The sequence below is a fragment of the Proteiniclasticum ruminis genome, from assembly GCF_900115135.1.
In the GTDB taxonomy this organism is placed as follows: Bacteria; Bacillota; Clostridia; order Clostridiales; family Clostridiaceae; genus Proteiniclasticum; species Proteiniclasticum ruminis_A.
The window spans coordinates 86,975-100,609 of the sequence record NZ_FOVK01000005.1; the positions used below are offsets into that span (position 1 = coordinate 86,975).

10 protein-coding genes are annotated in these 13,635 nt (G+C 46.6%); all 10 read right to left on the minus strand.

Annotated elements, in window-relative coordinates:
• Positions 1–39: 39 nt before the first annotated feature.
• The 10 genes from BM243_RS08995 to BM243_RS09040 all read right to left on the minus strand — a co-directional run bounded on the left by BM243_RS08995 (position 40) and on the right by BM243_RS09040 (position 13,634).
• Positions 40–3,096, minus strand: a complete 3,057-nt coding sequence (locus tag BM243_RS08995; RefSeq protein WP_074912043.1) for a sensor domain-containing phosphodiesterase — start codon at positions 3,094–3,096, stop codon at positions 40–42.
• Positions 3,097–3,333: 237 nt separating this feature from the next.
• Complete coding sequence (locus tag BM243_RS09000; RefSeq protein WP_074912044.1) at positions 3,334–3,780, minus strand: Hsp20 family protein; 447 nt, start codon at positions 3,778–3,780, stop codon at positions 3,334–3,336.
• Between the two features lie 332 nt (positions 3,781–4,112).
• The gene (locus tag BM243_RS09005; protein ID WP_207646186.1) at positions 4,113–5,876 is read right to left on the minus strand and encodes a flavocytochrome c; all 1,764 of its coding nucleotides are present in this window, start codon (positions 5,874–5,876) and stop codon (positions 4,113–4,115) included.
• Positions 5,877–6,239: 363 nt separating this feature from the next.
• Positions 6,240–8,177, minus strand: a complete 1,938-nt coding sequence (locus BM243_RS09010; protein ID WP_074912045.1) for a TRAP transporter permease — start codon at positions 8,175–8,177, stop codon at positions 6,240–6,242.
• A gap of 23 nt (positions 8,178–8,200) precedes the next feature.
• A complete protein-coding gene (locus tag BM243_RS09015) occupies positions 8,201–8,671 on the minus strand; it encodes a DUF1850 domain-containing protein (protein WP_074912046.1) in 471 nt (156 codons plus the stop codon).
• Entirely contained in the window at positions 8,672–9,622 is a 951-nt protein-coding gene (locus BM243_RS09020) for a TAXI family TRAP transporter solute-binding subunit (protein WP_074912047.1), read from the minus strand. It abuts the gene before it with no gap.
• Positions 9,623–9,941: 319 nt separating this feature from the next.
• Positions 9,942–10,898, minus strand: a complete 957-nt coding sequence (locus BM243_RS09025) for an ROK family protein (protein WP_074912048.1) — start codon at positions 10,896–10,898, stop codon at positions 9,942–9,944.
• Positions 10,895–11,548, minus strand: coding sequence for a D-sedoheptulose-7-phosphate isomerase (locus BM243_RS09030; RefSeq protein ID WP_074912049.1), 654 nt, complete (start codon positions 11,546–11,548; stop codon positions 10,895–10,897). The genes BM243_RS09025 and BM243_RS09030 overlap by 4 nt, the downstream gene beginning before the upstream one ends.
• A 60-nt stretch (positions 11,549–11,608) precedes the next feature.
• Entirely contained in the window at positions 11,609–12,547 is a 939-nt protein-coding gene (locus BM243_RS09035) for an ABC transporter substrate-binding protein (RefSeq protein ID WP_177213495.1), read from the minus strand.
• A 64-nt stretch (positions 12,548–12,611) separates the two neighbouring features.
• Entirely contained in the window at positions 12,612–13,634 is a 1,023-nt protein-coding gene (locus tag BM243_RS09040) for an ABC transporter permease (protein ID WP_074912050.1), read from the minus strand.
• Between the last annotated feature and the right edge of the window lies 1 nt (position 13,635).

The following is a 13,635-nucleotide window of genomic DNA, read 5'->3' on the forward strand; positions in this document are numbered from 1 at the left end:
ACTGCGGTGGCAATAAGTCCCTTTTGACATCTTATGCATTCATGATTCTTCTTTTCGGAGGAGGATCTCCACATATTCCGGCGGCATGGGTTTATGGTAATAAAACCCTTGAATCTCATCACAGCCTCTTGCTTTCACAAACTCCGCCTGTTCTTTGGTCTCCACGCCTTCCACATTGATCTTGAGTCCTAGAGATCTGCCCAGGTTCAGGATCCCATCAAAAAGACTCTTTCCCTTCTGAGCTTCATGAAGGTTCACCACAAACTGCCGGTCGATCTTGATCTTATCAATGGGCAGCTCATGAAGACGGCCTAAGGAGGAGTAGGCGATACCAAAATCATCCAAGGCAACGCTCATGCCAAGGCCTCTTAAATAATTCAGTCTGTTCCGGATGGACTCCGGGCTGAAATACATGGTGTTTTCGGTGATCTCCACTTCAAGATAGTTTGGATCCCAGATGCCTTCTCTGAGATTCTTCAAAATGTCGCTGCCTTCAAAATTCTCCGCAAAGGTCATGGGCGTCACGTTCACCGACATGCTGATTCTTTTAAAACCCTTCCTCTGCCAGTACAGATTCTGCCGGCAGGCTTCTCTGAAGACCCACTGGTCAATCTCAGGCATCAGTCCGATGCGCTCCGCAATACGGATGAAGACCCCCGGAGGAATCATGCCCTTCTGAGGATGACTCCATCTTAAAAGAGCTTCCACCCCGACGATGTCTCCGGTCTTCCCAGAAACTCTGGGCTGATAATACAGCATAAACTCCTTATTCTTAATGGCATAGTGCAGATCATTCTCAATCTCTTTCTCATAGATGAACTTCTTTTTGATGTCTTCGGTACAGATGACATACTGGTTTTTTCCATTGCTCTTGGCACTGTACATGGCAAGATCTGCATAGCGGATGAGATCTTCCGGCTCCACAGCATCCTCTGGAAATAAGGCGACACCGATGCTCGCACCGGTGGAGATTTCCCGCTCATCAAACCGGAAGGTCCCGATGGCGGTGGAAAGGATCTCCTCCACCTTCTTCTTCACATCCTCTGCATCCCGCTCATGGGGCAGCACCATAAGAAATTCATCTCCGCCAAACCGGGACATATAGCGGTCATTCTGAAGGAGCGGTTTGATTCTTGAGACAAATTCCACCAGAAGCTTGTCTCCCACACTGTGTCCTAAAAGATCATTGATGTTTTTAAAGTCATCCAGATCAAGAAAGAGAACCGCAGCCACTTCACCCTCCTCCTGATCCTCCAAAGTCTCCTGGAGAATTCTGTTGAAGAGGGTCCGGTTCGGAAGACCCGTGAGCCCATCATAGAAGGCCATGCGGTACAGCTCATCTTCTTTTTTGATCTTATAGAGCATACTGGAAAGATTCTTCACGATGAGATCAAAGGAGTTCTGATACCCTTCATCCCAGGAGTTCCGGTCAAAAGCTCCCAGGCACATGATGCCGATGACCTTTTCAGATTCCACCACCGGCTGGATCATCACCGTGACTTTTTCTGTACTCATCCTGCTTTTAAAGATCTCAATGATTCTTCGGATGTTCGCTTCCGAATGTTCTACTCGTTTTGTATCTTCCAGAAGCTCATCCAGTACACCTGAAAACTTCAGATTCTTCCGGATCCCGTCCAGGTCTCCCCTTCCATACTGCTCAAACTTTCTGTGGACCCCGTCCCGTATATCGGAAAAGATATGGATGCTGCCATAATCCGCTTCCATATAATAGACCATCTCTTCCAGGAGAATCTCCAGATTGCTTTTCACAGTCTTGTATCTTGCTTTGGACATGAGAAGCACCATATCAGAGACAAACCGTTCATGGTCAATCTGGCGCTCAAACTGCTGCTGCCTCTTCCGGTAAATGTCATTGATGAAAAAGGCCATCCCAATGATGATGAAAAACACAAAAAGCCTTGCCAGGTGCTCTGGCGATTCAAAGGATCCTGCCATCTGAGGATACATGATCCAGAGAAGCAGAAGCGTAACGATGCTCATGGCGCTGGTGGCGATCAGAAGATTCTTGTTGTTGAAGGCCACAGCGACCAGGAGGAGCACCACCGGGGTTGCCCAGGCAAATCCGATGGCCGCGTCTGCAAAATAAAGGGTAATAAAGGGAATACTCAAAGAGAGAATCGAGTTGATGATGTCATCTCTTGTTCTCACGGAGATTTTGACCTTTAACAGAAAAAAGATGAAAAGTCCGATGAAAAACAGCGTTGCCGTCATAATGCTGGTTCTGACCACTTCTGACTCATTGATAATGACCTGAATATAGAAAGCGAGAAATCCCGCCATAAGATACACTTGGGACACATAAAAGAAAATCTTGTCATGGGTCTTGGCGCTGAGATACTCTCCGCGTTTTGGAATGATGAATTCCTCCTCCTGGCCGATTCTCGCTTTTTTAAGCAGCACATAGAGAAGACCCCCACACAGAGGCAGCATATGAATAGGACCCAGTCCCAGAAGACTTAGACCAAAACGGTCATAAAGCCCCAGAACTTTAGGAAGTCCTAGAAGCAAACTGAGTACAGCGCTATAGGTTACCGTCTTCTTGAAGCGCCCATGAAAAAAGTCCCCTTCCTTGGGCGTCCACTTTTTCAGAAGATACAGCACCATGGCCGCCATGATGAAATAATAGATCTTCACCCAGAGGGTCCAAGGCTCAAGATCCAGATTGTAGGTCCAGCCATAGGGACCATAGGACATCCGGCGCTCCATCTCTCCAGAAAGGAAGCTGTACAAAACAGTGCCCATGGAAATAAAGACCGGACCATAGACCGCCGCCCATTTCCTCCGGTTCATCCTTTTCTCATACTGGGTCAGATGAATCAGAAGTGATAGTAGAAGCGCATAGACAAAGCCCCACCCGAAGACGCTGAAAAATGTCCACAGCAAAGCATCTTTGGTGGTTCCGGTATGGGAAATCAGGACCGCCATGAGAGACCAGGTGGATAAACTCAGGCTCATATTGAAATAGGTCTTATACACAGGGTCCCGGGTATCTTTGGCGTATACCCGCATGCCGCTGTAAAAATAAAAAAGAAGGAGGATATAAAACAAGGATGGAATCCATTTTGTCCAGGCCAATTGCATCACTTCTTTCTGCAGTATCATTAAGACAGGAACTTTTTCTGCTATGAATCAAAAACCGTATTACACCCCTATATTATAACGTAACTTGTTGCCTTTGATGAGTCCTTATTTCAGAAATCTCTTGAAATCTCATGAAACCTCCATGATTGTTCTGATTTCATGAAAATAGAGAAGATCTGAAGAGGCGTGGTTAAACTCCGCTTCTTCCGATCTTCTCTTTCATCCTATGGGCTATTCAATATCAATTCTTTTTGAAGTGTCCACATGGGGCTTCTTTGGAATCTCAATTTTCAGAACGCCATGCTCCAGTTTTGCTTTGATGTTTTCTTCTCCGGCTTCTGCCAGGAAAACATTTCTTTCCATGGAGCAGACTCTTCTCTCTCTGTGGATATAGTTCTTGTTCTTTTCCTCCTTCTCCTCATTGCGCTGCACCGAGATTCTCAGTCTGCCGTCTTCCAGTGAAAGAGCTACTTCCTCTTTTTTCACACCGGGCAGCTCTGCATGGACAATGTATTCTTTTTCGCCATCTTCCACGTCCACCTTAAAGGTATCCGCCTCCAGGCTTCTTCTGAATGGAAAAGGATCGGTAAAAAAGTCATCCAGCATGCTCCCAAAATCTCCAAAGTCACTGCGAAGAAGATCATTCTTCTTTCTGTTGAATGGAATCAGTCCTGCCATTTCAAACAACTCCTTTACATAGATGATATTTTGATATCCGTTAGCACTCGAAGCACCCGAGTGCTAACTTCAATTATTTTATAACACAGGCTCTGTTCTTTTTCAAACAGACCTCGTTCCCCTCTCTCCCCTTTCCTTCCTGCATAGAATGCTCTTATGAAACTACCTGGCTGTTTCTTTCATTTTCTTCACTTTTCTCCTCCTTTCAGCTTCGGAGGACGATGCGCAGAAAAACCCCGCAGAGTTTTATACTCCACGGGGTTTTCTCACGGAACTCTATCAGCAGACCTTAGGGAGAATCTGCTCTTCTTTAGTCAAAAATCAGTGTAAAATTAGTTGCCCAGCTCTTCTGCTGCTGTTTTTCCAGCAATTCTTCCGAAGACGATGATGTCTGTCACAGCGTTTCCACCGATACGGTTTGCACCGTGGACGCCTCCAGTTACTTCACCTGCAGCATAGAGACCCTTGATGGCACTGCCTTCTGCGCTGATCACATGGGTAGTGGTATCAATCTTCAGTCCACCCATGGTGTGATGGATTCCAGGTGTTACTTTCAGGATGTAGTAAGGTCCTTCAGAAAGATCCTGTGTCAGGTGCTCTCTGCCAAACTCTGCATCTGTACCGGCTGCCACAGCATCCTTGTACTTCGCCATGGATTCAACCACAGCCGCTTCCTCTGCACCGATGGCTTTTGCCACATCTGCAAGAGTAGCACATTCTGTTGCATAGCCCTTCTTGATGTATCCAGCAAGGGCTGCATTTTCTTCTTTCATTTCTTCATTGGTCACGAGGTACGCAATGCCGCCTTCCTGCTTCAGGATGTTGGCAGAAACCACGTCTCTTGTGAGAAGTTCATCTGTGAATCTCATTCCCTGGCTGTTCAGAAGAATCGCTCCATCTCCACGAAGCCCTTCGGTAAACATATAACCAGATTCTGGGTCGGTGGTTGGGTGAATCTGGATAAACTCGATGTCATCCAGCGCAGCTCCTGCTTCCTGGCCCAGTTCAATACCATCTCCTGTTGCACCAGCATGGTTTGTGGTGGAGAATCCAACCAGGTCCGCTCTGAAGCCTTCCACCATATCGCTGTTTGCTCCGAATCCGCCGGAAGCGATGATGACAGCCTTAGCATGGATCTTGAAGCTGTTTCCATTGACGTTTTCAACTTCCACACCAGCAGCAGCGCCATTTTCTTCTATAATGCTCTTGGCTGTGGTTTCCATGAGGATTTCCACACCCAGTTCCTTCAACTTGTTTTCAAGAACCTTAACCACCACTGGACCTACCGCGGATCCGTCTTCTGGGGTATGAATTCTTGGGTTGGTCGCGCCTCCGGATAAGGAGACTCTTGTGAGTCCTGCACCCAGCTCATTGAGCCAGTCTACAGCTTCAGCGGAGTTTTCCACCATGACCTTGAGAAGCTCAGGATCATTCTCTTCTTTTCCACCCTTAAACGTGTCATCGTAGTAGGTTTCGATGGTATCCTCAATGCCTTCTTGCTCCTGAATACTGGTTTCAGCGGCATTGATTCCGCCTGTGGCTCTGTTGGTGTTTCCACCGACAATGGGCATCTTTTCCACGATGATGACAGACTTTCCTAAGCTAGCTGCTTCTACCGCAGCAGCCATTCCAGCGCCACCGGCACCGATAATGACAATGTCCGCTTCCTTATCGGAAACTTCCAGCACTTCTTCTTCTGCCTTGATGTTCTTCAAAGCTTCCACATCCGCACCCGCTTCTTTCAGTGCAGCGGTGATGGCTGCAAGAATCGCAGTGGAGGATACGGTGGCGCCAGATACGGTGTCCACACCAAGTCCCTGGTTCTTCAGCACAAGATCCACGATCTTCTCTGCTGCAGGTCCTGCAATACCTTCGGTTTCGTCCATGAGATCCACTTCAATGTTCTCAATCTTATCTTCTGTTACAGTGACTGTAACTTTAACATTTCCATTGTGTCCTTTTTCCTCTGCAGTGTAAGTGCCTGGGGTATAAAGAGCCCCTTCCTTGACTGCTTCTTCTTTCTTGCCGCAACCGAAAGCAGCCAGAGCCACCACGAGAATGAGCAGCATGCTGAGATGTTTTTTCATTCGTTTCATCGTCTTTCCTCCGTTTCATTAGTTCAACAGTTCGAAGTATATCACTCCGTTATTGTTAAAGCAATAACAAAAAGTGTATTTTTATTGTGTTTTAGAGTCCCATAATCTGTACCCTTTACATTTAAGAAACCCTTGATTTTATTGACTTTATTTTCACAGAAATAAACTGATGGATGGCTCAGGTTCTTTCCTTCGCTGCAAAATCACGATATTATTTAACAATCTTTTTTCAGCCACCCTATTTCAGTCGAGAATAAAGAAAGAGAAAAACAGAAAGAAACACCTCTGAGCTTCGTATCCTTGAATGGATCTTCTGGACTCAGGGTGTTTCTTTCTATATTTGGAGGATGCTGTATGAAAATTCTATGAGACTGCTTCTCTGACGGCTTTTTTCTCTTTGTCCGTTCCTCTCAGCTGATGGAAAAGAATTCCCCCGATGACGAGGATCCCCAGGGTATCGGTCACAAGGTTCGGATCGATGAGTAGAAGCCCAGCTCCTGCCATGAGAAGCCTTTCAAAGACTTTCAGATCTGTCTTGATGAACCCTTCCATGGCTGCAGAGAGACCAAAGACACCAAGGAGAGAGGTGATGGTAATGGAAATGACTTCCAGTGCGTTGGTTTCTATAAACAGCATCTGTGGGTTGTACACAAAGATGTAGGGAATGATGAACGCTGTGATGGCAAGCCTTGTGGCCTGGATCCCGGTCTTAAAAGGATCAGACTTTGCAATGGCAGATCCTGCATAGGCTGCCAGGGCCACCGGTGGCGTGATGTCAGCCACAATACCAAAGTAGAACACAAACATGTGCGCCGCAAGGACCGGTACCCCCATACTCACCACAATGGGTGCTGTAATGGTGGCCATGATGACATAGTTTGCGGTGGTGGGCACGCCCATCCCCAAGATGATGCAGCTGACCATGGTGAGAAAGAGTGCCAGGAATTTGCTGGTGCCCGCCACCACCAAGAGACCGTTCAATAGATCCTGCCCAAGCCCGGTGAGGGTCACCATGCCTACGATGATTCCTGCGATGGCACAGGCAATGGCTACACCCATGGTGTTTCTGGACCCGCCAGCCAAAGCATCGATAAAGGAAGCAGGTGTCAGCCTTGTGTCTTTATGGAACATACTCACCACAATGGCCGTTAAAATGGCATAGATGGCAGAATAAGCAGGCGTTCTTCCTTCTCCCATGAGCACCACAAGCGTGACGATGGGTAGAAACAGATAGCCTTTTTTCAGGAGAAGCTTGAAAAAGTTGGGAATGCTTTCCTTGGGAAGTCCTTTCAGGCCCAGCTTCTTTGCCTCCAGATGGATCATCATGAAAATCCCGGAGAAATAGAGAAGAGCTGGCAGAATGGCTGTCACGGCAATGGTGGCATAAGGAATTCCTGTCATTTCCGCCATGAGAAATGCCGCTGCGCCCATGATGGGGGGCATGATCTGTCCGCCTGTGGAGGCTGCTGCTTCCACCGCTGCTGCAAACTCACTCTTATATCCAGTGTTTTTCATGATGGGAATGGTGACGCTTCCGCTGCCCACGGTATTGGCCACGGAGCTGCCGCTGTACATCCCTTCTAACGCACTGGAGATGACCGCTACTTTCGCAGGTCCTCCAGAGGCCCCTCCTGCGATGGAGTTGGCCATATCCACAAAGAATGTGCCAATACCTGTTTTCTCCAGGAAAGATCCTAGAATGATGAACAGCACAATGAAGGTGGCCGCCACCCCCAGAGGTGTGCCTAAAATTCCATCGGTGGTATAAAAGAGCTGATGGGCGATTCGTCTGACAGAATGCCCCTGGCTGAAGGCATACAGGATAAATCCGGCAGCCACCACCAAAATGGGAAAACCCACCACGCGGCGGCAGAGTTCTGCCAGAAGAAGCACCCCTAGGATGGCCATATAGACTTCCAGCGGGGAAATGTTCACCGCTTTTCCTACAATCTCTTCAAAGAAGATTACGTAGTAGAAAAAAGGAGCGGCTCCCAGAATAGAAAGCACCCAGTCATACCAAGGAATGACATTCTCTTTCCGGGCATCCTTTCTGTTCATAGGATAGAGAAGAAACCCGATGAAAATCAGTGCGCCTAGAAAACTCGCTCGCCTCACCTGCTCCGGCGGATTCCCAAGGAGGGTCATCCAGAACACATAGAGCGCAAAGGCTACCAGAAGTCCTGTCATCAGATGTTTTTTGAATCCATTCAGGACCCTGACATTGGACTCTTTGTCCACTTCTTTCAGGATGCTCTCTAGGGACTCCTCTTCTATTTTTCTTTTCTTGTTTCTTCCAAACATACCAAAACCCTCTTTCTTTCCGGTCAGTTTCGGATGGTGATTTCCACGGAAGTGTTTCTCCCGCATAGATCCCGTAAACTGATTTCTTCCCCGCTGATTGTTAGAATGTGGTCACTGACTGTGCCCACGATGAGCTGAAAGCTCTCAAAATGATTGTCAAAACCTGACAGCACCATGGTGCCGTCTTCTTCATAGCTTAACACCTGTCCTTCTTCTGTGCTGCTCTCCATGCCTGCACCAAAACTTGTGAATAAAGTTCTGTGGGACTGAAACCCCTCCTCCAGGACAAGAAACTCATCGGTGACAGGACTCTTGTTCACGGAGTGCACAAAGGTGATGGAGAAGATCTCTCCTTCCTCCACCGGCATCTTGAGAAACACCTTTCCGGTGTCTGCGTCTCTCAGAAGAAAGGTCTTTTCTCCCGTAAGGAGTCTGCTGCTCCAAAGCATGAGAAGCAGCAGACCCAGAAGGACGGGTAAAAGTTTTCGTTTCATTTACTTCAGAGCGCCTGCTTCCTTGAAGTATTTTTCTGCACCTTTATGGAATGGAATGGAGATGCCTTCCACCGCATAGGAGAGATCCAGTTCCGCACCTTTCTGATGGGCTTCGCTGATGGCGTCTTTACTTTCAAAGAGTGCTTTGGTCATATTGTAGACCACCTCTTCTGAAAGCTCGTTGGACACAATGAAGGTGGCCTTCACTGCCAGGGTGGTCACATCTTCGTCCACCCCTGTGTAGGTTCCTCCTGGAATCACATAGGTGGTGTAGAAAGGATGCTTTGTCATAAGATCAGATGCTTTGTCTCCATCCACCCCAAGTATGAGGATGGACTGGCTGGATACGAGATCCATGATGGCGGTGGTTGGTGCCCCCGCTGTGGCGAAAAATGCATCAATCTTTCCATCTTTATAAGCATCTGCAGAGGCTGCGAATCCCAGGTTCTGTTTGCTGATGTCATCAAAGCTGATGCCATAGGCGTCCAGGATCTGTTTTGCATTAAATTCCACACCGCTTCCTGCATCCCCTACGGAAACATTCTTTCCTTTAAGGTCTGCAATGGATTCAATCCCAGAGCCTGGTCTTGCGATGATCTGAACCACTTCTGCATAGAGACCTGCCATGGCGGAGAAGCTCTTTACCGCACCATCGGCCTCAAAAAGATCTGTGCCATTATAGGCGTAGTCCATGACGTCGTTCTGCACGATGGCCATGTCCACCTCTTTTGCATCAATGAGCTGAATGTTTGCTTTAGAGGCTCCTGTGCTCTGGATGTTGAAGCGAAGATCTGCTTTGTCTCCCAGGATCTGCCCAAGAGCTGTTCCATAGGCGTAATACGTTCCGGTGTTTCCACCGGTGGCCATTTTTACAGTGGTGCCTCCACCGCATCCTGTGAGAACCAGGATGCCAAGAACCATGACGGATATGAAAGACCATATCTTTTTCATTCTATTTTCCCCCTGTGTACAAATGTATTTTGCTATAAAAGAATCTTAATACTTCCGCTTTCCAGAGTCAATACAAATTTTCAAAAAATCCAAGAAAATTGCATATTTTATTTTTAGAAAATTCATTTTGGCATCCGCGACTTCCATTCTTTAAAACTTAAACTCATTGTTATTCAACATTTTATTTAAAATCTACAGTTTCACCATGAATGGTTTCTTGCAAAATATGAATTTCTAACTTTCATTTCCTGCAATTCTTCTGTATACCATTACATTAAAAAGAGAGCAAAACTTCCGCTCTGCTCCTTTTCTCTTAACTCTATTCTTTTGAAAGCGCCGCCATCACAGCACCATAATCACCAATGCGTTCACTGAGTTCTGCCGGGACAATTTGGCAGACGTCATAGCTTGAGGGTAATGCTTCCTTCTTCAGCGCACTCCTCATACTTTCTTCAAGATATTTACCCGCTCTCACATAGATAGAGCCTACAACAATCATTTCTGGATTCAGTATATCTATGAGGACCGCTAACCCTTTTCCAAAGTATTCCCCAGCAATTTCGAATACTTTGATGGCATCTTCTTCATTTTGCTCCGCTGCCAAAGCCACATCCTTTGTCTGAATCTCTTGTAGATTACCATGATGAAAAGACACTTTTTTTCCACTACGCAGTGACTCCTCTGCAAAGCACCTGGCAATCTTTGCAATTCCCCCTCCACTGGCATATCCTTCAAAGCTTCCCTTTTTGCCATAGCCTAATGGCCCATCCTCAGAAAGTCTAATATGTCCCACTTCTCCTGCCATCCCACTGGCACCAGTATATAGTCTCCCATTGAGAATTAAACCCGCACCAAGTCCAGTGCCAAAAGTCAGGAAGATCATATGCTTTGTTCCTCTCCCCGCTCCATACTTCCATTCGGCCAGAGCGCATGCATCTGCATCATTCTGAAGATAAGCAGGTTCCGAAAACCTTTTAGATAAAATCTCCGTAATGGGCACCTCATCCCACCCCGGAAGATTCGGTGGTGATAAAATCCATCCTTTCTCGCTGTTCAAGGGACCTCCACAAGAAATCCCAATTTTGAAAGGATCATCCTTCAAATGATGCGCTTCAAGCATATCTTCCCCTTTATCTGCTAGCACAGTGACCACATCCTGCCATGTGCCCTTTGTAGGAATTTCAAAGCGGTCTAAAAAATCCACTTGAGTTTCATTTGTCTTCGCTAGAATCACAGCACTTTTTGTGCCACCGATATCGAATCCCAGTACATTCATGATTCTCCTCCAAAGATTTCATACTCTAAACCTCTGCAATAAAGATGATACATAGGAAGATGAAGTTCCTGCACTAAATATGTTTCATACTCAGGCACATTTAGAATCGTATCTGTATACTGTTTCAGATTCCCCCCACCCTCGCCCGTAAGACCAATGACATAGGTGCCTTTCATCCTTGCCATCATCGATGCATAAATGACGTTCTTTGCATTCCCGGAGGTGGAAATGGATAACAGCACATCATTTTCTCCACCATAAGCGACAATCTGTTGCGCGTAAGAAAGTTCAGGGGCCGCATCATTTCCATAGGCAGACAATAAGCCGGTATGAGATACGAGCGAAATCGCTTCAATGGCTCCTTGAAGATGTTCTCCAAGATATACCCCTTCTTCTCCATAGTAATTTTTCAACCTGTCCTTGTAGGCATCTGATAAGGGTCTCTTTATATAAAACTCTTTTAAGAGTTCGCCAGCGATATGTTCACAGTCTGCCGCACTCCCACCATTTCCACAAAGAAGAATTTTGCCTCCTCGGCGTATTCTATTCACTGATTCTTCAATGGCCGCTTCCATACTGCTCTCCAGATACGACAGTCTTGGCCATTTCAGAAAAAACTCCTGCAGCAGACTCTTTGTATATTGTTTCATGACATCCTCCTTCGTGAAAAAAAGGAGCTACTTACGTAACCCCTTTTTATCTATACGTGATTATTTGATTGAATCCTTGTTGATGACAGATACACCGGTATCTACACTTGTCTTTTCGATAGCTTCACCTTTTAGTGCTTTTACAGCAACTTTCATACCTTCATAGCCCATAACGTCAGGGTTCTGCGCCATGGTAGCAAGAAGCTCGCCAGATTTGATCAGTTCAAGTATGGTATCAGACTTGTCAAAACCAACACCTACAACCTCTCCACCGGCTTCCTTGATGGCATTTCCAGCACCTACTGTAGATCCTTCGTTGGCACCGAAGATGCCCACTACACCTTGTGTAATATAGTTTGCGGCGATATCCTTGGAACGAGCGGCATCTCCATCTCCATACTGAGTTTCCAGAATCTCAAAGGAAGTCCCTTCAAAAGCAGCTCTAAAGCCTTTTTCTCTAGCAACAGTAGAAGCAGTTGCTGCATTAACATTCACGATACCAATCTTACCAGAAGTTACGCCGTTTGCTTCCAGCGCTTTCTTCATTTCTTCACCAGCGGTCTTTCCTGCTGCTTCATTGTCTGTAGCAAGAGTAGCCACTGCTGGGAAATCTGCAGGTGAGTCTACATAAACAATTTTTACGCCAGCCTCTTCCGCTTCTTTTAAAGCTGCTGTGACAGCATCGGGTCCATTGGCCGCCAGCATAATTGCATCTGCACCACCAGCGACGGCGTTATTGATACTTTCAATCTGCTTGGCATCATCCTTCACATCAGGTGCCAGCCAGGTGTATTCCACGTTGCCAAGCTCGTCAGCAGCCTTTTTAGCTCCTCCGTCTACTGTAACCCAGTGCTGATCCATCTGGTCCATGGTGATCAGGTAAACCTTATACTTGTCTCCAGAAGATGCACCTTCATTGTCGTCTGTGCTTCCACAGCCTGCAAGGGCTGTCAGTGAAAGAGCGAGTGTCATTACGGATGCGATAAGTTTTTTCTTCAAAATAGGTCCCCCCTAATATTTTTTTATAGCAGGCTTTACGCCATTACTAACTGTTTAGAATGCCCTATGCGGCATCTTCTTTCTTCAGTCTTTTTCGTGTTTTGTTCTGATTGGATCGGACAATGATGTCAAGAAGCACAGAAACTACAACGATGATTCCAATAACGATATTTCTGATGGCCACTGGTGCTCCAGCAAACTGCAGACCATTCTGAAGAACACCCCAGATAGATGCACCGACCACTGTACCTAATAAGATTCCTTGCCCTCCCAGTGTGGATACACCACCAATTACAGAGGCTGCCACAGCATACATCTCATACCCTGTACCGGCGTCCATGGTGCCCATTCCGCTGGTGGCGGTTTGGATAAGGCCTACCATGCTGGCACAAAAGGCACTCACAAGATATGCTTTTGTAGTGGTGGACACGATATTGACGCCAGACAGATGTGCCGCACTGATGTTGCTGCCGATGGCATAGACATGGCGTCCAGTTCTTGTTTTACTGAGGATGAAATTGAAGATCATCCAGATGACCAATGCAATCCATATGGTATTGAATAGCCCAAATGTCCGTCCGTAGTAAAAAAAGTTTCTGAATCCTTCAGCACCAGCCCCGATGGAGTCCGTGTTGTAGTTGTTGTTGACAATCTGAGCAATACCTCTTGCTATGGTCATGGTTCCTAAGGTTGCGATAAAAGGCGGCAGCTTAGCTTTCGAGATCAACTGTCCGTTGAACAAACCGATGATCTGAGCTGCAAGAAGTGTTAGTATCACTGCAATCCAAGGATTTACGCCCATGGACATGAGTTTTGCCGAAATCATTGCACTCATCCCAATCACCGATCCAATGGAAAGATCTATATTTCCCGTGATCAGCACGTAAGACTGTCCAATACCAATGATGATGATCGGTGCAATCTGCCTCATGAGGTTCGCCACATTCTTCTGAGAGAAGAACGTCGGGTTCAGAATACCAAAGATGAGGACCAGTACAAGAAGTCCTATGGTGACTGTGATGACCTGTCCCATCCCCCGGATGGCTAGAATCTTTTTGATTTTCTCGTTTTTTCTGATGGCTTCCATC